This is a genomic window from Marinospirillum sp. (genome assembly GCF_035271045.1).
In the GTDB taxonomy this organism is placed as follows: domain Bacteria; phylum Pseudomonadota; class Gammaproteobacteria; order Pseudomonadales; family Halomonadaceae; genus Marinospirillum.
The window spans coordinates 14392-34922 of record NZ_DATESC010000024.1 but is presented as its reverse complement, the minus strand read 5'-3'; the positions used below and the strand labels follow the sequence as shown (position 1 = coordinate 34922).

General features: G+C 42.5%; 18 protein-coding genes. 2 read left to right on the top strand and 16 right to left on the bottom strand.

Features of this window, described 5'->3' with window-relative positions; all coding sequences use genetic code 11:
* Positions 1-2: 2 nt before the first annotated feature.
* Positions 3-962, bottom strand: coding sequence for an AEC family transporter (locus VJY63_RS09460; RefSeq protein WP_324050261.1), 960 nt, complete (start codon positions 960-962; stop codon positions 3-5).
* A gap of 246 nt (positions 963-1208) precedes the next feature.
* Here VJY63_RS09460 and VJY63_RS09455 point away from each other — a divergent pair, with 246 nt between their 5' ends.
* Positions 1209-2015, top strand: a complete 807-nt coding sequence (locus tag VJY63_RS09455; protein ID WP_324050259.1) for an alpha/beta hydrolase — start codon at positions 1209-1211, stop codon at positions 2013-2015.
* On the opposite strand, the gene VJY63_RS09450 is transcribed toward VJY63_RS09455, so the two are convergent.
* The 6 genes from VJY63_RS09450 to htpG all read right to left on the bottom strand — a co-directional run bounded on the left by VJY63_RS09450 (position 1983) and on the right by htpG (position 8400).
* Positions 1983-2888 (bottom strand): alpha/beta hydrolase, encoded by a 906-nt coding sequence (locus tag VJY63_RS09450; protein WP_324050257.1) that lies wholly within the window; start codon positions 2886-2888, stop codon positions 1983-1985. The genes VJY63_RS09455 and VJY63_RS09450 overlap by 33 nt on opposite strands.
* 31 nt (positions 2889-2919) lie before the next feature.
* A complete protein-coding gene (locus VJY63_RS09445; RefSeq protein ID WP_324050254.1) occupies positions 2920-3282 on the bottom strand; it encodes a DUF4389 domain-containing protein in 363 nt (120 codons plus the stop codon).
* An 18-nt stretch (positions 3283-3300) separates the two neighbouring features.
* Positions 3301-4365 carry an NAD(P)H-dependent glycerol-3-phosphate dehydrogenase gene (locus tag VJY63_RS09440; protein ID WP_324050252.1) on the bottom strand — a complete coding sequence of 355 codons (1065 nt, stop codon included), beginning with the start codon at positions 4363-4365 and terminating at the stop codon, positions 3301-3303.
* 107 nt (positions 4366-4472) lie between these two features.
* Positions 4473-5324 (bottom strand): glucosaminidase domain-containing protein, encoded by an 852-nt coding sequence (locus VJY63_RS09435; protein WP_324050250.1) that lies wholly within the window; start codon positions 5322-5324, stop codon positions 4473-4475.
* Positions 5325-5401: 77 nt separating this feature from the next.
* Positions 5402-6364 (bottom strand): M15 family metallopeptidase, encoded by a 963-nt coding sequence (locus VJY63_RS09430; RefSeq protein WP_324050248.1) that lies wholly within the window; start codon positions 6362-6364, stop codon positions 5402-5404.
* 128 nt (positions 6365-6492) lie between these two features.
* Positions 6493-8400: a molecular chaperone HtpG gene (htpG, locus tag VJY63_RS09425; RefSeq protein WP_414674846.1), complete on the bottom strand. Its 1908-nt coding sequence runs from the start codon at positions 8398-8400 to the stop codon at positions 6493-6495.
* A gap of 232 nt (positions 8401-8632) precedes the next feature.
* On the opposite strand from htpG, the gene VJY63_RS09420 reads away from it, so the two are divergent.
* Positions 8633-8887, top strand: coding sequence for a DUF2798 domain-containing protein (locus VJY63_RS09420; protein ID WP_324050246.1), 255 nt, complete (start codon positions 8633-8635; stop codon positions 8885-8887).
* A gap of 92 nt (positions 8888-8979) precedes the next feature.
* Here VJY63_RS09420 and sucD read toward each other — a convergent pair whose 3' ends face one another.
* The 9 genes from sucD to sdhC all read right to left on the bottom strand — a co-directional run bounded on the left by sucD (position 8980) and on the right by sdhC (position 20289).
* Positions 8980-9852, bottom strand: a complete 873-nt coding sequence (sucD, locus tag VJY63_RS09415) for a succinate--CoA ligase subunit alpha (RefSeq protein ID WP_324050244.1) — start codon at positions 9850-9852, stop codon at positions 8980-8982.
* Positions 9852-11018, bottom strand: coding sequence for an ADP-forming succinate--CoA ligase subunit beta (sucC, locus tag VJY63_RS09410; protein ID WP_324050242.1), 1167 nt, complete (start codon positions 11016-11018; stop codon positions 9852-9854). The genes sucD and sucC overlap by 1 nt, the downstream gene beginning before the upstream one ends.
* A 165-nt stretch (positions 11019-11183) precedes the next feature.
* Positions 11184-12620: a dihydrolipoyl dehydrogenase gene (lpdA, locus tag VJY63_RS09405; protein ID WP_324050241.1), complete on the bottom strand. Its 1437-nt coding sequence runs from the start codon at positions 12618-12620 to the stop codon at positions 11184-11186.
* A 48-nt stretch (positions 12621-12668) separates the two neighbouring features.
* Positions 12669-13862 carry a 2-oxoglutarate dehydrogenase complex dihydrolipoyllysine-residue succinyltransferase gene (gene odhB / locus VJY63_RS09400; RefSeq protein ID WP_324050239.1) on the bottom strand — a complete coding sequence of 398 codons (1194 nt, stop codon included), beginning with the start codon at positions 13860-13862 and terminating at the stop codon, positions 12669-12671.
* A gap of 95 nt (positions 13863-13957) precedes the next feature.
* A complete protein-coding gene (locus tag VJY63_RS09395; RefSeq protein ID WP_324050427.1) occupies positions 13958-16792 on the bottom strand; it encodes a 2-oxoglutarate dehydrogenase E1 component in 2835 nt (944 codons plus the stop codon).
* Positions 16793-17047: 255 nt separating this feature from the next.
* Positions 17048-17752, bottom strand: a complete 705-nt coding sequence (locus tag VJY63_RS09390) for a succinate dehydrogenase iron-sulfur subunit (protein WP_324050237.1) — start codon at positions 17750-17752, stop codon at positions 17048-17050.
* 27 nt (positions 17753-17779) lie between these two features.
* The gene (sdhA, locus tag VJY63_RS09385; RefSeq protein WP_324050235.1) at positions 17780-19567 is read right to left on the bottom strand and encodes a succinate dehydrogenase flavoprotein subunit; all 1788 of its coding nucleotides are present in this window, start codon (positions 19565-19567) and stop codon (positions 17780-17782) included.
* Between the two features lie 3 nt (positions 19568-19570).
* Complete coding sequence (gene sdhD, locus VJY63_RS09380) at positions 19571-19918, bottom strand: succinate dehydrogenase, hydrophobic membrane anchor protein (protein WP_324050233.1); 348 nt, start codon at positions 19916-19918, stop codon at positions 19571-19573.
* A complete protein-coding gene (sdhC, locus tag VJY63_RS09375; RefSeq protein ID WP_324050231.1) occupies positions 19912-20289 on the bottom strand; it encodes a succinate dehydrogenase, cytochrome b556 subunit in 378 nt (125 codons plus the stop codon). Before sdhC ends, sdhD begins: the two co-directional genes overlap by 7 nt.
* Positions 20290-20531 lie beyond the last annotated feature (242 nt).

Here is a 20531-nt window from a genome sequence, read left to right as displayed (position 1 = left end):
CATTAACTTAATCCAAACCAATGCAAAGCAAATACGCCTATGCTGATGGTTAGCGTGCCAAAAAGCGTAGTGAGTGCAACGATATTGGCAGCTAAAACCGCATTGCCGCCCATTGCTCGCGCCATCACATAACTTGCTGCTGCGGTTGGGCAACTAAAAACGAGAAATAGTACACCCAGCGTCATGCCTTCGTAACCTAATAACCAAGCACCAAAAACCATTGGTACAGGCAACAATAACAACTTATAGGCCGTAGCTTTTAGTGCCAATCCACTGGTTTCACGCAAGGCACTTAAATCCAATGCAGCACCAATGCACAAAAGGGCTAGCGGCAAAGTCATACTAGCAAAATAATCCCCTACTTTTAGCACTACAGCAGGCAAAGGCACTTGATAAAGCGAGGTAGGAATGGCAATAAACACAGCAATAATCAGTGGATTTTTGATGATATCACTAACAATTCGCCGCCAGTTAACGCCCTTACCATCAGTGGTGTCACGCCACAAGTTTAATGCAACCACTGAAAGTAAATTGTATAAAACAATCAACAGCGCCAGCAAAATAGAGGTGAGCGCTAAACCTTCATCACCGTATTGATTAGCGGCTAATGCTAAACCTAGAATACCTAAATTACCCCGAAAAGAACCCTGTACAAAAACGCCTTTATCTTCATTAGCAATAATGTAGCGCGCGTGCCAGATAAGCCAACCAAAAGCCGCCAGCGTGACTAACGCAGCATAAGCTAGTAGATCAAAGGCAAAAACTTGGGTTAAATCCGTGTGTAATAAGGTTAAAAAAACTAACGTTGGTAGCGTAACGTTAAAAACCAACCTTGAAGCAACACGGTTAAATTCATCGTTGATAAGGCCGATTTTACCAAACAATAAACCCAAAAATACCAGTATAAAAACGGGTGCTGTTACGTTTAAAGTAAAGCTTAGCGTACTAAAAAATAATTCCATTCGCGCAATTGACCTAGTTATTTACTAACAAATGCATAAACAATCGCAGCAAGAGTTACGCCGATAAAAACGAGGCCACGCAGGGCTGTTTTACGTTGAGGTTTTTCGTTAGTCATGCTGGGTTACTCTTAATAAGATTAAAGGGACGACTCAGATTAAAGCCAGATTCAAAATTAGCAAGCCTTGCATTTAATTAAAACAAGCGTTCTACTATCGACTTATTTTTATCCTAATTAAGGATTACGCATGAGTCGACCTATTCTACATTTTGCACACGCTAATGGCTTTCCGGGACAAAGTTACCGTGTTTTATTAGAACCAATGCAAAGCCAGTGGCAAGTTAAAGTACTGGATCGTTTAGGTCATCAACCAGACTTTCCGGTTAATCACAATTGGCAGGCTTTAGTTGATGAACTATTGCAGCACCTAGACCAAACCTGTAACCATCACCCAGTAATAGGTGTGGGGCATTCGCTAGGTGGTGCTATTACTTACATGGCGGCTTTAAAAGCACCCGAACGTTTTTCGCAAATCATTTTATTGGATCCACCCATTTTAACCGGCATTGATAGCCTAGGTTTAAAGCTGGGTAAACGCTTTGGATTTATTGATAAAATAACACCTGCAGGCATTACCAAAGGACGACGCAGCCACTTTCCCGACCAAGCCACAGCGATAAAATACTTTACCCATAAAAAATTATTTAAAAATTTTCACCCACAAGCCTTAGAAGATTACATTAATTTTGGTACAGAACCACGCGCAACGGGTGGTATTCAATTAAGGTTTAGTCCGGCTGTTGAAATAGCCATTTTTCGTCATTTGGCAGATAATTTAACGGGCAGTCACCGCAAACTTAAAGTACCAGCCAGTATTATTCGTGGCGAATCAAGCGATTTAATCACTCACGAACGCGAGCAACGCTTACGCAAAATGGGTTTTGAAATGCACTGCGTTCCGGGTGGACATATGTTTCCATTAGAACACCCAGAACAAACACGCCAATGCTTAGAGAAAATTCTAACCAGCCGTTTGCAGCTTAATAAAACGTGAAGCTTGGCGAACACTTGTAGCCGCTTGCGGTAAATAGCGGTAAAGCAACTGCCAAACATGGGGCATCCAAGGCGTTTCGTTAAGCTCTGCTTGACCACCTTGCTGTTGAATGGCTTCAACTAAGCGCCTTGCATCATCACGCAAAATTTCTTGCGAGCTAACCTGTACGTGTAAAGGTGCTAAGCCACAAAGATTACCAAACAACGGCGAAATCTCAGGGCTGTCTAAAGGCAGCTTATTAGCATAAAGCTCAGCAAAAGCGTGCATTTGTACACGGTTTAGAATCGGATCTGTTGCAGCATTTAAATCCATCGACTGACTTGAACAAGACAAATCAACCCAAGGTGATAAAAGCACACAGGCTGCTGGTTGAGGCGCTTTTTGTTCATGTAATTTTTGCAGTAGAGAAACGGCTAAACCACCACCAGCAGAATCGCCACAAACAGCCAGACGATCCGCTGTAACGCCTTGGTCAACAAGCCATTGATAAGCTGCTAATGAATCGTCTAAACCTGCTGGCGAAGGATAATCTGGCGCTAAACGGTAATTAATGGCCAGTATTCGTGCATCCGCATTGCGCGCAAAAGCAGTCACTAGCTCACGGTGCGTGTCTAAAGAACCCAGCGCAAAACCACCACCGTGCAAATACAAAACATAACGTTGAGTAGAACTCCCTTTAGGGCTAATTAATTCAGAATCACAACCATTAATTTTAAAGCTAATGCCTTCCATATCATGGGGAAGGCGACCCACAGCTTTAAAGCCATCTAAGTAATCACGCAGTAAACGGCATTGGTTAGCCAACATTTGACGATTGACTAGATCAATACCCTGCTGCATTGCAGCTAAGGGCCAAAGCATATTATTCCACATTTAAAATTTTCCAAAGCAGGCTTAGCTGCTATTAACTTTTATTAATTGATTTTTCGCTGGGCGTTGCATCTTCATTAACTGCTTCGCTAGGCACATAAGGATTAGCATCCGCTGCTTGAGCGTTGGGCCAATCGGCAAATGGAAAAGGCTTAGCTTCAGTATTGAAAGTTAGGTAGCGAAACACTTGATAACTAAAAAGGGTGAGTTGCGAACCTAGCTGTAATAATTGCAACTGAGGCTCACCTTTAAACAATCGAAAAACAATTTGCACTAAAATAATACCGATTAAAACTAATTCTGTGAGCCGCCAAACAATAAAAAACAACAACATAAAAGGCAAGCGTAACCAAAAGCTTTCATCTTTTAAGCATTGTTTCATATTTTTTTCTGTCATTTTAATTAACCTCCACAGTTAATGCGTTATGCGGGTAATCTTTTTAGCGGACTTTAGCATTTCATCATGCGGCAGAACAAATTCAACGTCGGTACTTTGTTCACGCCCCATTAAAGAGCTCGCCATTTCTTTAGGGTTATGGCCTTCAAATAAAACAAGGTACAAGGCTTGCACCAATGGCATATAAATGCCCATTTTATCGGCTTGAGCTTTAACTAAACGCACCGTGTTTACACCTTCAGCAACTTGGCCTAAAGCAGCAACAATGTCATCTAAACTTTTACCTTCACCTAAAGCATAACCAACACGGTAATTACGAGAAAGAGGCGATGAACAGGTAACAATTAAATCGCCAACACCTGAAAGGCCTAAAAAAGTCATGGGATTCGCACCTAAGCTGACGGCAAAACGACTCATCTCAGCCAAGGCACGCGTCATTAACATACTTTTAGTATTTTCACCCATGCCCAAGGCCACTGCCATACCCACAGCAATGGCGTAAATGTTTTTAAGTGCGCCGCCCAACTCAGCACCATACATATCAGTATTGGCATACACGCGAAAATAATGATTACCTAATACTTGCTGCACAGTAATCCGCGTTAAGTCATCAGGGCTAGCAATAACGGTTGCCGTTAAGTATTTTTTAGCAACTTCACCGGCAAGATTAGGCCCTGACAAAATCCCCAAATGTTGAAAGCCAGTGGTTTCTTGTAAAATTTGGCTCATTAATTTAAAGCCTTTTTCTTCAAAACCTTTGGTTGTGCTGACTAAAATTTGCTCTGAATTCATAAAAGGTAGCGCTTGCTGTAATACTTGCCCAAAACCTTTACTTGGAATCGCCATAAAAACTAAGCCAGCGCCGTCTAATGCTGCTTCTAAAGAGCTTGTTGCCTTAATGCTGGCGGGTAATTCTAAATCAGACAAATAACGAGGGTTACGATGCTCTTGATTAATTTGCGCTGCTAAGGCTGTGTCACGCACCCATAAACGCGTTGTATAGCCGTTATTAGCAGCGATAGATGACAAAGCAGTACCGAAGCTGCCACCCCCTAGCACGGTAACAATAAGACCTTTAGCCATGAAAATCCTTTACTTTTACACTTTCAATAAACTTAATTGACGCTTATTGTAACCTACTACTGCGTCCTTAACAGAGAATACCTGCTGTTAAAATCTGCTGTTAAAATCTATTGCTCAAGAAAAGGCAGTCCAACTTCTTGCATAGCATGGTCAACGTACTTAGCATTACTGTTCATCATGTCGACTAATTCATCTACATAAGCTTGACGGCGCTCAGAGTAGCTTAATAGACCCGGTGCTAGATCAACACCTTTCACGTCTTGACCCACAACATAAAGACGTTCTCTTAAATCACGCAATTGACGGTAAGCACGGTGGGTATTGATATTATTCATGTAAGCCTGCACACTTTCTAAAACAGTAGCAAATTTTTGCACTTCATGGCTTTTACCCGCATCACGTCCAGCAGGCACTAATCCACAACCCTGAGTAAAACACCATTGCCCAAAAAGATTGTTGCCTTCACGCGCAAAGCGCGAAGTACCCCAAGCAGATTCATTGGCAGCCTGCATTAACACTAGATCAACCGGCACTTGATGCACTCGACGCTCTAAAGTAATCCATTCCTCATCGCTTAACGGCCATTCCAAATCATAATTTTTGGCGATATGAGTGACGGACTTTAAAATTTCATCATTCAATACTTTACCCTGCTGCAACTGCTGTTTAACCAATGCTAGTTGATTACGCTGCGAACTAATGCGGGCATTTTCATACAGCGCTAGCGGCAATAAAGCTTTAAAAAAAGCAGCTTTACGCGCAGGTATATGAGTAATTTCACGATAATCTGGCAAAGTATAAAGCGGGTCTTCTAATACCAACTTAAAAGTCGTCATTGCTTGATCTGCTGGTGATTTAGATGTCAGCCATTCACTCACTAAAGCAAATAACCCAATCAGTAACGAAAAAACAATTAACAAAGGGAAAATAACAGGCGTTTTTACAGAAGGAGCTTGCATACTAAGATTCCTTTTTTACTTTTTAAAACCAGCCACCTAGTGAAAGAGTGACCAATGGATTAATCAATAAAAAATAGTTAGCTAACTTGGATATGCCAAGGTTCATAACGCACACCAAAATTATTATCTGTGGTGTAACGTATTTCTACAAAACCTAAATCTTGTAGTCGCTTATAAACATCTGTTTCAGAAAAATCATCGCTAAAGTTACGATAACCAAAGCCTACTTTACCGACATCAAAATCACCAACAGCGTGATAGGAGTAACCTGGAGGGGCGAGCGAGCGTGAAGCTTTAGACATATTACCGGCTGATTGTTCAGCTTTAGCTAAGAAAAGGTGTAGCTGCTTAACCATGCTACGCACACCTGAAGTTAACACTAAATCATCACCTACATCTTTAAGTAAACGATCATAAAAGACCATTGACTTACCTTTAAATAAATAATGTCCTGTGCGCCCAACACTTTCCACATCGGTCTTAACAATGCGACTGGTTAAAGTATTTAAAACACGATCACCATAAAAACCATACAAACGAGCATCAATGTGATAGAGTTCATCTAAAAAGTTCATTTCGGCTGGCGTAAAGTTACCAATGTCCGAATAATTACGGGCAAACTTTAATGCTTCATCAAAAGATAATAGATTAAAATTACCGTGACCGACAAAAGATTGTAAACGATCCAAACGTTGATAAGCCATCAACATGGTTTCACGTTTATCTTCAGGTAAAAAATAATCGTCGTCAAACACACTTTCAAAATAACGTGTTCTAGTTTCCGCTTCGGTTACACCCGTTGCAACTGCTTGAGCAGCCGCTTGCTGGTGAACAACGGATAATGCTTCACTCAGTTCGGTGGGTAAAATATCTTCCATGCCATATTGTAAATTATTAGCAGCCCACTCTCCTTGCAGCGCACCCATACCAAAACTTTTTTGTAATTTATCAGTCATCATTGCTTGACGCAGTATTGTACCGCTACCTAAGGCAACAAAACCTAACAAAGATAAAGACTTTAAAAGTGTTCTACGATCCACTACCCACTCCATCTTAATTAATTCATTATGATGTTTAATAGGTGAACTTTACCCATTGAGTACCCAAGTGTCCAGAACAACTACAAAAACGCTCGGTATTTAAACCGAGCGCGACAAACTTACATTGCTTACTTACTGGCTAAATCTAATAACAAACGGTTTAATCTTTGTACAAATTGACCAGGATCTTCCAAGCTTTCACCCGCCGCCAATGCTGCTTGATCGCAAAGTAGCGCGGCTAGGTCATTAAAGCTGGCTTCTTTAGTATCCGCTTCTAAACGCTCAATCAAAGGGTGATTAGGGTTGATTTCTAAAATAGGTTTGCTATCCGGCATTTTTTGACCAGACGCTTCTAAAATTTTACGCATTTGTAAACCTAAATCACCAGCACCAATCACTAGCACTGCGGGCGAATCCGTTAAACGCGTTGAAACGCGCACTTCGCTAACGCGATTTTCTAACGTCTTTTTAATACGTTCAAGTAAATCTTTTTTAGTTTCAGTCGCAGCTTCTTGGGCTTTTTTGTCTTCTTCAGTATCCAGCGAACCTAGGTCTAAATCGCCACGGGCTACGTCTACTAAAGATTTACCGTCAAATTCGTTCAGGTGGCTCATTAACCATTCATCAATGCGGTCGGTTAACAGCAGCACTTCAATGCCTTTTTTGCGGAAAACTTCTAGGTGTGGGCTAGATTTAACCTGCGCCAAGCTTTCACCAATCAGGTAATAAACCTTATCTTGGCCTTCTTTCATGCGGCTAACATAATCGGCTAGGCTAACGCGCTGCTCTTGCTGTTCGGTTGAGCTAAAACGCAGCAGTCCAGCAATGCGTTCACGGTTCGCAAAATCTTCACCAGGACCTTCTTTAAGCACCTGACCGAACGCTTTCCAAAACTCATAATACTTGTCTTGATCTTCAGACATTTTTTCTAGCAGGCTTAATACACGCTTGCTTAATGCCGACTTCATGCTGTCAATTTGTGGGTTTTGTTGCAGAATTTCACGCGAAATATTCAGCGGTAAGTCAGAAGAATCAACCACGCCCTTAATAAAGCGCAGGTAAAGCGGCAAGAACTGCTCAGCATTATCAAGAATAAACACACGCTGCACATAAAGCTTTAAGCCACGCGGTGCTTCACGCTGGTATAAATCAAAAGGCGCACGTTTAGGAATATACAGCAGCGAAGTATATTCATGTTTGCCTTCTACCTTGTTATGACTCCAATCTAAAGGCGCTTCAAAGTCATGGGCTACGTGCTTGTAGAATTCTTTGTATTCTTCTTCTTTAATTTCATTTTTGCTGCGTGTCCACAAAGCATTGGCTTTATTAATGGTTTCCCATTCAACCGCCGTTGCTTGTTCAGCACTTTCAGACTCGCTATCTATTTCAACGTCTTTAAGCAACTGAATAGGCAAACCAATGTGATCGGAGTATTTTTGAATCACATTACGTAAGCGGTAACCATTCGCGTATTCTTTAGCATCTTCTTTTAAGGTTAGTGTAATGCTAGTACCGCGTATGGCTTTGTTAATGGTTTCAACTGTAAACTCGCCATCACCTTTAGATGTCCAACGCACACCTTCTTCTGCTGCTGTGCCAGCTTTACGCGTTTCAACAGTCACTTCATCAGCCACAATAAACGCTGAGTAAAAACCCACACCAAACTGACCAATTAAGCTAGAGTCTTTTTTCTGATCGCCACTTAACTGTTGAATAAACTCTGAAGTTCCAGAACGCGCAATGGTACCCAAGTTAGCAATAACATCTTCACGGCTCATGCCGATGCCGTTATCTGCTAGTGTTAACTGATTAGCCACTTCGTCAAAACTGATTTTTACTTTTAATTCAGAATCTTCTTCCAACAAAGCAGGCTTAGCGATGGCTTCAAAACGCAGTTTGTCGCAAGCATCTGAAGCGTTAGAAATAAGCTCACGTAGAAAAATTTCACGGTTAGAATAAAGTGCATGCACCATTAAATGTAGCAACTGCTTAACTTCAGTTTGAAAACCAAGTGTTTGTTTTTCTGTCTGACTCATTATCAGCGAACTCCTAGCTATTAAAATTCAAGTATTAAAGTTGATTAAATAAAAACCTGTTCAAAGTAATGGGGTCAGCCTAAAAAATTTCAAGGCTAGCATTTATAAAACCTGCCTATTAAGCTATTTACTCGACAAAGATAGCTATTGATTAAATAAAGGAAAAGTATTGTACAAGTCTAAAACTAATTCGTTAAAATAAGCAGATGCTAAAATAACCACGGAGATAACAATGCTTGTTCCTGCACGCTATGCTCGCTATGTGTTCACAACCATTATGTCGGTTTACATGGTTACGATAATGACTTGTGTAATCACCTTAGTGAACACTGGTTTTGATAGTGGTTTTTTTTGGCGTTGGCTACACTCTTTTTACATTGCTTGGCCCATCGCTTTTGTACTTATTTTAATTGGAGCGCCTCGCTTGCAAGCCTTTGCAGCACGTTTAATTAAAAATCCTGAGCCTATGAAAAAAGAGAACCCATGATTTAATCGCAAACAACTAGCCATAAAAAGCAAAAAACCGCCTACTTTTTTAAAGTAGGCGGTTTGCTTTACTAGAAAAAATTTAGCTAAAACTTACCAGCCGGTAATTTCTTTTAGTGCGCTACCAATATCAGCTAAAGAACGCACAGTTTTAACACCCGCGTCTTCTAATGCAGCAAACTTTTCGTCTGCTGTGCCTTTACCACCAGAAATAATGGCACCAGCATGACCCATACGCTTACCAGCAGGTGCAGTCACACCAGCAATGTAAGAAACAACCGGCTTAGTTACGTTAGCTTTAATGTAAGCCGCCGCTTCTTCTTCAGCAGAACCACCAATTTCACCGATCATGACAATCGCTTCAGTTTTAGGATCTTCTTGGAATAGCTTTAGAATATCGATAAAGCTAGAACCTGGAATAGGGTCACCACCAATACCAACACAAGTCGACTGACCAAAACCGTAGTCGGTCGTCTGCTTAACGGCTTCATAAGTCAAAGTACCTGAACGCGATACGATACCTACTTTACCTGGCAGGTGAATTTGAGCAGGCATAATACCGATCTTGCACTCGCCAGGTGTGATAACACCTGGACAATTAGGCCCGATTAAAACAACACCTAGCTCATCACACTTCACTTTACATTCCAGCATATCCAAAGTAGGAATGCCTTCAGTAATGGCAACGATTAGCTTAATACCAGCGTTAGCCGCTTCTAAGATAGAGTCTTTACAAAAAGGCGCCGGAACGTAGATAACAGAAGCTTCAGCACCTGTTGCTTCAACGGCATCTTTAACAGTGTTAAAAACAGGCAAACCTAGGTGAGTCGTACCACCTTTACCTGGAGTAACACCACCCACCATTTTTGTACCATAAGCAATGGCTTGTTCAGAATGGAATGTACCCTGACCGCCAGTGAAACCCTGACAGATTACTTTGGTATCTTTATTAATTAATACGCTCATTATTTGCCTCCCGCCGCTTTAACAACTTGCTGAGCTGCATCCGTTAGGCTAGTGGCCGCAATGATGTTTAGACCGCTTTCAGCCAATTTTTTAGAACCCAGTTCTGCGTTGTTACCTTCAAGGCGGACAACCACAGGTACTTTAACGCCAACCTGTTCAACAGCACCAATAATACCTTCAGCAATCATATCGCAACGCACGATACCACCGAAAATATTAACTAATACTGCTTTTACATTACTGTCAGATAAAATAATTTTAAATGCTTCAGCAACGCGTTCTTTAGTAGCACCACCGCCAACATCTAGGAAGTTAGCAGGCTCGCCACCGTGGATATTAACGATATCCATAGTACCCATTGCCAAGCCAGCACCATTTACCATGCAGCCGATGTTGCCATCAAGTGCGACATAGTTAAGTTCCCACTTAGCAGCCGTTGCTTCGCGCTCGTCTTCTTGACTAGGATCACGCATTTCTTGTAAATCTTTATGACGATACAAGGCGTTGCCATCAAGAACAATTTTAGCATCTAGGCAGTGTAGGTTGCCTTCGGTAGTAATAACTAGCGGGTTAATTTCTAGCAAGGCTAAGTCTTTGTCAGTGAACAATTTAGACAAACCTAAGAATATCTTAGTGAATTGCTTAATTTGTTCGGCATTTAAGCCCAATTGAAAACCTAATTCACGCGCTTGGTAAGGCTGAGCGCCCACTAAAGGATCAATGATTGCCTTCAGAATTTTTTCTGGCGTTTCTTCAGCAACTTTTTCGATTTCCACACCGCCTTCAGTCGAGGCCATGAAAACCACGCGACGTGTTGCACGGTCAAGAACAGCACCTAAATAAAGCTCATTAGCGATATCGGTACAGCTCTCAACTAGAATTTTGCTAACCGGCTGACCATTTTTGTCAGTCTGGTAGGTTACTAGGTTTTTACCTAGCCATTGCTCAGCAAATGCACCTGCTTCTTCAACAGATTTAATGAGCTTTACGCCACCAGCCTTACCACGACCACCAGCATGAACTTGAGCCTTAACGACCCACTTATCGCCACCAACTTTTTTACAAGCTTCAATGGCTTCTGCTGGAGTATCGACAGCATAACCGATAGAAACTGGCAGACCGTAGTCAGCAAACAGTTTTTTACCCTGATATTCGTGCAGGTTCATATTTTCAATGCCATTTTATATTTGTTACTTGCGATCTTGATACACCCAACCAAAAGCCAGTTAATACCAACCTTTAGCTGGATGTATCCCCCGTGAGTTATTTATTAGATCAACTCACAAACCTTTCTAAACTAATGCACAAAACTTAAAGCTTTTTGCTGAAAATCAGCGTTTCTTACGATTAGGCATATGAATAGCATGACCATCCACAGCCAGCGCTGCTTCATGTACGGCTTCAGAAAGCGTTGGGTGTGCAAAGCACATCAGCGCCAGATCTTCCGCTGAAGAAGCGAATTCAAGGGCTATAACACCTGTATGAATTAATTCACCGGCATTTTGCCCAAAAATATGCATACCTAAAACACGATCCGTTTCAGCGTGTGCCAAAATTTTAACCATGCCTTCAGTGCAATTGTTAGTCATAGCACGACCAGCCGCCGCGAAAGGAAAAACACCTGTTTTATAAGGAACATTCGATGCTTTAAGTTCTTCTTCCGTTTTACCAACAGCAGCCACTTCTGGGAAAGTATAGATCACACTAGGAATTGCATCGTAGTTTACTTCTGCTTTATGACCAGCGATTAAATCGGCAACGGCAACACCTTCTTCAGATGCTTTATGCGCCAACATAGCACCACGTACAACATCACCAATGGCATAAACGCCCGGTGCTGAAGTGCGGCAATTGTCATCAACAAAAATAAAGCCACGTTCATCTAAGCTAACACCAGAATCATCGGCTAATACGCCTTGTGTGAAAGGTTTACGACCCACACAAACGATTAGTTTATCGAACACTTTGCTGTGCTCACCTTTGGCATCAGTAAAGGTTACTTCAACCTCTTGATCATTGATTGTAGTACCCGTTACACGCGCACCTAACTCAATTTGCAAACCTTGCTTAGTCAGTGATTTCTTCACATCTTTAGCGATCTGCTGGTCTAATGAAGCTAAAAACGTATCCATAGCTTCAAAGACGGTCACTTCAGAACCTAGGCGACTCCAAACAGAACCGAGTTCTAAACCAATAACACCGCCACCAATAACGCCTAAACGCTTAGGCGTTTCAGTGAATTCTAATGCGCCTGTTGAATCAACGATTAAACCTTCGGTTAAAGGTGCGGGCGGAATTTCGACTGGCACAGAACCTGAAGCAATAATCACATTGCCCGCTTCTAAAATTTGAGTACTACCATCGTGAGCGGTTATTTCAACTTTTTTACCGGCTAATAATTTACCCGTACCAATAAAGCGCTTAACGCCATTGGCCGTGAATAAACCTTCAATACCACCGGTTAGCTGACCAATGATTTTATCTTTACGATCAATCATTTTTTGGACGTTCATTTTAACGTCAGTCGCTTGAATACCAAAAGTATCAAAATCATGCGTGGCTTCGTGGAACTTATGTGACGCTTCTAGCAATGCTTTAGAAGGAATACAGCCCACGTTTAAGCAAGTGCCACCTAAGACATCTTTACCGTCTTTATTAATCCACTTTTCAATACAAGCGGTTTTTAGGCCTAGCTGTGCAGCACGAATAGCAGCAACATAACCACCAGGACCAGCACCAATTACTACAACATCAAATTTATCAGACATAATTTCTGTTCCTGTTTCAGAGTAGCAGGATTTATACACTTTCAGACTTTATACATCCAGCAAAATACGCGCTGGATCTTCCAAGAGTTCTTTAATAGTCACAAGGAATTGTACAGCATCTTTACCATCAATCATGCGGTGGTCATAAGAAAGCGCAAGGTACATCATTGGGCGAATAACCACCTGACCGTTAACAGCCATTGGACGATCTTGGATTTTATGCATACCCAAAATAGCCGTTTGTGGTGGGTTAATGATAGGTGTAGACATTAACGAACCAAATACGCCACCGTTAGTAATCGTGAAAGTACCACCTTGTAAATCTTCAATACCAATTTTACCATCACGGCCACGCGCACCTAAATCAGCAATAGCGCCTTCAATATTAGCCAAGTTCATCGTATCGCAATCACGTAATACTGGTACCATCAAGCCGCGTGGTGTAGAAACAGCTACGCCAATGTCTTGGTAGCCATGATAAACAATATCAGTACCATCAATGGAAGCGTTAACATCTGGGAAGCGTTTTAGTGCTTCGGTTGCTGCTTTAACAAAAAACGACATAAAGCCTAAACGTACACCGTCATGGCGCTTTTCAAACAAATCTTTGTACTGTTTACGTAATTCCATGATCGGCTTCATGTCAACTTCGTTGTAAGTTGTTAACATGGCGGCTGTTTGCTGTGCATGAACCAAACGCTTAGCAATGGTTTGACGCATACGGCTCATAGGAACACGCTTTTCAATGCGCTCACCGGGTGCAACATTCACTTGAATAGGTGCTTTAGCAACCGGCGCTTTAGCAACTGGCGCTGAGCCAGCATTCATAACGTCTTCTTTAGTGATTAAACCGCCTTTACCAGTGCCTTTAACACTAGTTAGGTTTAAACCTTTTTCAGCAGCAAGCTTACGCGCAGCAGGTGCTACACGTACATCACCAACTACTTCGGCTTCTTCTGTTAAAGCTGGTGCTTTCTCAGCTTTAACTACAGGTGCTGCAACAGCGCCTTCTTTAATCCGCGCCAGTAGCTGTTCAGAAACAACAATGCCACCCTCTTCTACTAAAATCTCTTCTAACACACCATCCGCAGGGGCTGGCACTTCTAAAACTACTTTATCGGTTTCGATATCAACAATGATTTCGTCGCGTGTTACCGCTTCGCCTGGCTGCTTGTGCCAAGTTGCTACGCTGCCCTCAGCCACTGACTCAGGGAAAGTTGGAGCTTTAATTTCAATAGCCATGTTATGCCTATCCTACTTATTCTTGTATTCCGAGCCTTTATAGGCTCGGAAGCTGAAGTTTATTTGCTGCTGATTTTTAAAGCCTATTTTTAAGTCTAAGCTTCAAAAGCATCAGCAACTAAGCGGTTTTGCTGCTCTACGTGAACACTAACGTAACCTGAAGCTGGTGCTGCAGAAGCAGGGCGACCAGCAAAGCTAAACTTCTGATTAAGTTCAGGCTTAATAAGGTTAAATACATTACGCATATGGTGTTGGCTTGAGTACCACGCACCTTGGTTTTGTGGCTCTTCTTGACACCAAACCACACTTTCAAGGTTAGTATACTTAGCCATTTCTGCTTCTAAGTCTTTTTCTGGGAAAGGATACAGCTGTTCAATACGAATGATTGCTGTATCTTCAATACCCTGCTCTTCACGCTTAGCAGCTAGATCGTAGTAAACCTTACCACCACACAGAATCACTTTTTTAACTTGCTTTGCATCTAAGTTGCCCTTATCACCAATCACGCATTCAAAGTGACCGTTAGCTAAATCCTCTAGCGTTGAAGTGGCATCTTTATGACGCAACAGGCTTTTTGGTGACATTACCACCAAAGGCTTACGCAGTGGGCGCAATGCCTGACGACGTAATAGGTGGAAAATTTGTGCCGGTGTCGTTGGCGTACAAATTTGCATATTATGCTCAGCACACAGTTGCAAATAACGCTCTAGGCGTGCAGAAGAATGCTCTGGACCCTGACCTTCATAGCCATGCGGTAGTAACATGGTTAAACCGCACAAACGTCCCCACTTGGTTTCACCAGAAGAAATAAACTGGTCAATAACCACTTGAGCACCGTTAGCAAAGTCACCAAATTGCGCTTCCCAAATCACTAAAGTATCAGGCTTAGTTGTAGCATAGCCATATTCAAACGCTAACACGGCTTCTTCAGACAAGAAAGAGTCATGGATAATGAACTTAGACTGATTAGGCTTCATGTTTTGTAGCGGCACATGAACACGGGCATCATTAAAGTCGTGTAATACAGCGTGACGGTGTGAGAAAGTACCACGACCGACATCTTGACCCGTAATACGAATGGGCAGTTCAGCATCAACCAAGGTTGCATAGGCTAATACTTCAGCAAAACCCCAGTTAATTGCCATAGCACCGGCTTGCATTTTGCGACGGTCTTCGTAGATTTTAGAGACTTGACGCTGCATCTGAAAATCTTCAGGAACTTCGCACATTTTACCGGCAAGCTCTTGTAGCTTTTTCATTTCTACGCTGGTGTCATACTCAGCAGTCCATTCATGCCCTAAGTAAGGTGTCCAATCAACAAATAACGCCTTGTTAGGTTCTAACACTAATGAATTAGCAACGTGCTGACCATTATCGAGTGCATCGCGGTAAACATCACTTAACTGCTTATTTTGTTCTGCAGAAATTAAACCCGCTTGAACAAGTTTTTCACCGTAAAGCGTACGTGTCGTTGGATGTTTAGCAATTTTCTGGTACATCAATGGCTGAGTACCGGATGGCTCATCCGCTTCATTGTGACCACGACGACGGTAACAAACTAGGTTGATAACTACATCGCGTTTAAACTGCATACGGTAATCAACAGCCACTTGCGTAACGTGAAGTACTGCTTCTGGATCATCACCATTAACGTGAAAAATAGGCGCAGAAATCATCTTTGCTACGTCAGTACAGTATTCAGATGAGCGTGTATCTTCAGGTTTAGCCGTAGTGAAACCAACCTGATTATTGATAACGATATGAATTGTACCGCCGGTCTTATAAGCACGGGTTTGAGACATTTGGAACGTCTCCATCACCACACCCTGACCAGAAAAAGCCGAGTCACCATGAATAGAAATAGGTAGAACAAGCTGACCTTCAGCATCGTCACGACGGTCTTGGCGAGCACGTACTGAACCTTCCACTACAGGTGAAACAATTTCTAAGTGAGAAGGGTTAAATGCCATCGCTAGGTGAACTTCACCACCAGAGGTCATCACATTAGATGAAAAACCTTGGTGGTACTTAACATCACCTGAACCTGATTTAACCACTATTTTACCAGCGAATTCTTCGAATAAGTCAGCAGGGCTTTTACCTAGAAGGTTAACTAATGTATTCAAACGACCACGGTGCGCCATGCCTATAACAACTTCTTTCACACCGTAAGAACCGGAGCGCTGGATAATTTCATCCATCATAGGAATGTAAGACTCACCACCTTCTAAACCAAAACGCTTAGTACCCGGATATTTAGAGGCTAAGTAATTTTCTAGCCCCTCAGCAGCCACTAAGCGTTCTAGCAAATGTTTACGCACTTCTGGACTGTAGTCAGGCTTAGAGCGCACAGATTCAAAACGTTGTTGCAACCAGCGTTTTTCTTCTGTATCCACTATGTGCATAAACTCTGCACCAATGGTGTTGCAGTAAGTTTGCTGAACAGCTTCATGAATTTCACGCAGCGTTGCTTTCTCTTTACCAATAAAAAGCGAGCCAGTTTGAAATTCTTGATCTAAATCATCGGTATTTAACTGATGAAAACTTAACTCTAAATCAGCTATTGGGTTACGTTTCATAAGCCCAAGCGGATCTAAGCTAGCTTGTTGATGACCACGAAAACGATAGGCATTGATAAGCTGCAACACTTTAACCTGCTTTTTATCGCTAAGGTTATCGGCGCTGCTGCTGGCAGTGCGAGAGACGCGTTGGCGGGCCAAACGGGAGAAATGATCACGAACAGGTGCTAAAGGAAGATCCTGCGCGGATGCGCCTTCCGGACGGGGGAGCTTATTGAAATACTCACGCCATTGCTCCGGTACGGCGTTAGGGTCGTTAAGATACTCTTCGTAGAGCTCTTCGATATAGTGGATGTTGCCCCCATAAGTATGGGAAGAATTCCACATTAACTCCATGCTGCCTTCTTGCATTCTGTTATCACCCTGCATGAAGGGGAGTCCATTCGCTTTGACCACCGAGTCAATTTCTTCTCAGTCCCCTGGCCGCTGCGAACAAACGGGGAAAACCCGTATCCCCTGATGGTTACTAAATTTTAGTCAGAAGCCAGTGACTTGCACTGGCTTCGTCTTGAGTATTGTACCCCACCTATAAAAAAACAGACAGTAGAGGTACAGGGTTTTACCCACGACTTTCGGCTTAGTAAAGTCGCGTTAACAATATACGACCTAAGTAGCGTTACTTAGTAACATATTGCGAATATTACCAATAGCGCGTGTTGGATTTAGACCTTTAGGACAAACCGCAACACAGTTCATAATACCGTGGCAGCGGAATACGCTAAATGGATCATCTAAACCAGATAAACGCTCTTTTGTTGCCGTATCACGACTATCAATCAGGAAACGGTAAGCTTGCAATAGACCGGATGGGCCAACAAACTTATCAGGATTCCACCAAAACGATGGGCAGGCTGTTGAACAACAAGCACAAAGAATGCATTCATACAAACCATCTAGCTTTTCACGTTCTTCAGGTGATTGCAGACGCTCAATACCCGGTGCTGGCGTATCGTTAATCAAGAAAGGTTTAATACGCTCATACTGCTTATAAAATAGCGTCATATCAACCACTAGATCACGAATAACAGGCAGGCCAGGCAACGGCCGAATGATTAGCTTTTTATTCTTCACTACATCAGACAAAGGTGTAATGCAAGCCAAACCATTTTTACCATTCATATTAACACCGTCTGAACCACACACACCTTCGCGGCAAGAACGGCGATAAGACATACCATTATCTTTTTCTTTTACTAGATGCAATACATCCAACACCATTATATCTTTACCTTTGGTGTCGATTTCAAAGTCTTGCATATAGGGTGCTTTGTCCGTTTCCGGATTGTAGCGATAAACTGATACCTGAAGCATCTTTACTCTCCCAACATCAAATTCTGATTAGTAGGTACGCACTTTTGGCTCAAAATGCTTCAACATATCGCCTTGAATTATTTTAGGCGCACGGTTAACCGCACGCTTACTCAAGGTTTTAGTGGCAGGTGAATAAACAGAGTGCATCAACCAGTTTTCATCATCACGTTCGGTGAAATCATTACGGCTGTGAGCACCACGGCTTTCACGACGCTCATAAGCAGAGATAGCGGTTGCTTCAGCCACTTCAAGCAAGTTATCCAATTCCAGTGCTTCAATACGACCTGTGTTAAATGCTTGACTCTTATCTTGTAGATGCGCTTTACCAATTCTTTCACGCAAATCTTTTAGCTGATCGATACCTTTTTCCATGAACTTACCGTCACGGAATACGCCAAAATAGTTCTGCATACAGTTTTGTAGCTCAGTACGTAACGTATGAACTGACTCACCACTTTTAGACTCATTCCAGCGATTCATGCGTGTTAATGCGGCTTCAACATCAGATTCTGAAGCCGCATCATACTGAATACCTTGGTCTAATGCTTCTTCGATGTATAAACCAGCTGCACGACCAAACACAACCAAGTCAAGCAATGAGTTACCACCTAAGCGGTTAGCACCGTGTACAGATACGCACGCCACTTCACCACAAGCAAACAAACCATTAACGATCTTGTCGTTACCCTGCGCGTCAATAGTAATGGCTTGACCATGAACGTTGGTTGGAATACCACCCATCATATAGTGACAAGTAGGGACAACAGGAATCGGGGCTTTTACTGGATCAACGTGAGCAAATGTCTTAGACAGCTCACAAATACCCGGTAAACGCTTATTCAAAACTTCTTCACCTAAGTGATCTAGCTTCAAGAATACGTGATCACCGTGTTCGCCCGCACCACGGCCTTCTAGAATTTCTAGAACCATAGAACGTGCAACAACGTCACGACCAGCAAGGTCTTTAGCATTGGGCGCATAACGCTCCATAAAGCGCTCGCCATCTTTATTGATTAAGTAACCACCTTCACCACGGCAACCTTCAGTAACCAGCGTACCCGCACCGTAAATACCCGTTGGGTGGAACTGCCACATTTCCATATCTTGCATCGCCAAACCAGCACGCAACGCCATACCTACACCGTCACCCGTATTAATAAGTGCGTTAGTAGTTGAGGCGTAAATACGACCTGCACCACCCGTTGCTAGCACGGTTGCTTTGGACTTAATGTAAATATTTTCGCCTGTTTCAATGCAAATAGCGATACAACCCACTACATCGCCTTTAGCATTTTTAACAAGATCAACGGCATACCATTCATTCAAGAAGGTTGCTTCGTTTTTCAAGTTACCTTGATAAAGCGTGTGCAGCAGTGCGTGACCAGTACGGTCAGCAGCAGCACAAGTACGCGAAGCCTGACCACCCTTACCAAAATCTTTTGACTGACCACCAAAAGGACGCTGATAAATACGACCTTCTTCAGTACGTGAGAAAGGTAAGCCCATGTGCTCTAACTCAAACACCGCTTTAGGGCCTTCACTACACATATATTCGATAGCGTCTTGGTCACCGATATAATCGGAACCCTTAACGGTATCGTACATATGCCAGCGCCAATCATCGTTCGGGTCATCAGAAGCGATGGCGCAAGTAATACCACCTTGTGCAGACACCGTGTGTGAACGTGTTGGGAAAACTTTAGAAATTACTGCTGTGTTACGGCCAGACTGTGCTAACTGAAGTGCAGCACGCAGACCTGCACCACCACCACCAACGATGATGGCATCAAATTCCATAGTACGAAGTGATGACATGGATTAAGCTCCCCACAAAACTTGAACGCCCCAAACTACATAGGCAAAAAGAGCCAAAACAACCACCAAGTGAAAAATCACACGGATGCCTGTTGGCTTAATGTAATCGGTCGCTACAGTCCACAAACCTATCCAGGCGTGCGCTGCAATTGAAAGCAAAGCTAACAAACTAAAGATACGCATTGCTGTACCCTCAAATAAGCTAGACCAAACTTCATAACTAAGGTTGCTGTTTGTCAAGAAAAAACCTAATAAAAACAAAGTGTAAGCCAACATAATAACAGCTGTTACACGTTGCATTAACCAGTCAGCTAAACCACTGCGACCAAAGTTAGTAATATTAGTTACCATACCCATACCCCCGCTAATACAATGAATACAGCCGCTAATACAAATACGCTTTTTGACATTAAGTGACCAGTTTCAAGGTTTACACCAATGTCCATATCCATAATTAAGTGCTTAACACCCGCTAGGCAATGATAAGCCAAAGCGGAAAGCATTCCCCAAAGAACAAATTTAGCTAGAAAGCTTTGCTGCAATGTTGCCTTCACACTATCAAAACCTTCGGCTGAAGATAAAGATACGTCAAAGGCCCAGAACATAAAAATCAAGCCAACAAACAAGATAACACCACTCGCACGGTGGGTTATCGAGGCTAAAGCTGATAAAGGTAATTTTATCGTCGATAAATCGAGGTTCACAGGTCTATTACTTTTCACGGCTCTACACACTCTTTTATAGTGCTTGCACAGGTCTCCCTGACAACAAGCGATTATATTTAAAAGCACTCATCAGAAAACAGGTTCATCTTAGTGTTTTCTGCTGTAGCACTTATCCCCCAAGTGCAGGTTACAGATTATATAAATCAAAAAAACGTTACGCAATCTATCCAAAGGTTGTGCGCCGCATCAAAATAAGCGAATCTAATGCTAAGCCTGAAATTTAAGGCGTGGCGCATTCT

Bases quoted from the DNA above. Each gene is read 5' to 3' on its own strand.
- htpG (WP_414674846.1), bottom strand. From the start codon at position 8,400: ATGAGTCAGACAGAAAAACAAACACTTGGTTTTCAAACTGAAGTTAAG.
- sucC (WP_324050242.1), bottom strand. From the start codon at position 11,018: ATGAACCTGCACGAATATCAGGGTAAAAAACTGTTTGCTGACTACGGT.
- VJY63_RS09445 (WP_324050254.1), bottom strand. From the start codon at position 3,282: ATGACAGAAAAAAATATGAAACAATGCTTAAAAGATGAAAGCTTTTGG.
- VJY63_RS09460 (WP_324050261.1), bottom strand. From the start codon at position 962: ATGGAATTATTTTTTAGTACGCTAAGCTTTACTTTAAACGTAACAGCA.
- VJY63_RS09455 (WP_324050259.1), top strand. From the start codon at position 1,209: ATGAGTCGACCTATTCTACATTTTGCACACGCTAATGGCTTTCCGGGA.
- VJY63_RS09450 (WP_324050257.1), bottom strand. From the start codon at position 2,888: ATGTGGAATAATATGCTTTGGCCCTTAGCTGCAATGCAGCAGGGTATT.
- odhB (WP_324050239.1), bottom strand. From the start codon at position 13,862: ATGGCTATTGAAATTAAAGCTCCAACTTTCCCTGAGTCAGTGGCTGAG.
- sucD (WP_324050244.1), bottom strand. From the start codon at position 9,852: ATGAGCGTATTAATTAATAAAGATACCAAAGTAATCTGTCAGGGTTTC.
- VJY63_RS09395 (WP_324050427.1), bottom strand. From the start codon at position 16,792: ATGCAAGAAGGCAGCATGGAGTTAATGTGGAATTCTTCCCATACTTAT.
- sdhA (WP_324050235.1), bottom strand. From the start codon at position 19,567: ATGTCATCACTTCGTACTATGGAATTTGATGCCATCATCGTTGGTGGT.
- VJY63_RS09440 (WP_324050252.1), bottom strand. From the start codon at position 4,365: ATGGCTAAAGGTCTTATTGTTACCGTGCTAGGGGGTGGCAGCTTCGGT.
- sdhD (WP_324050233.1), bottom strand. From the start codon at position 19,918: ATGGTAACTAATATTACTAACTTTGGTCGCAGTGGTTTAGCTGACTGG.
- lpdA (WP_324050241.1), bottom strand. From the start codon at position 12,620: ATGTCTGATAAATTTGATGTTGTAGTAATTGGTGCTGGTCCTGGTGGT.
- VJY63_RS09420 (WP_324050246.1), top strand. From the start codon at position 8,633: ATGCTTGTTCCTGCACGCTATGCTCGCTATGTGTTCACAACCATTATG.
- VJY63_RS09435 (WP_324050250.1), bottom strand. From the start codon at position 5,324: ATGCAAGCTCCTTCTGTAAAAACGCCTGTTATTTTCCCTTTGTTAATT.
- VJY63_RS09390 (WP_324050237.1), bottom strand. From the start codon at position 17,752: ATGCTTCAGGTATCAGTTTATCGCTACAATCCGGAAACGGACAAAGCA.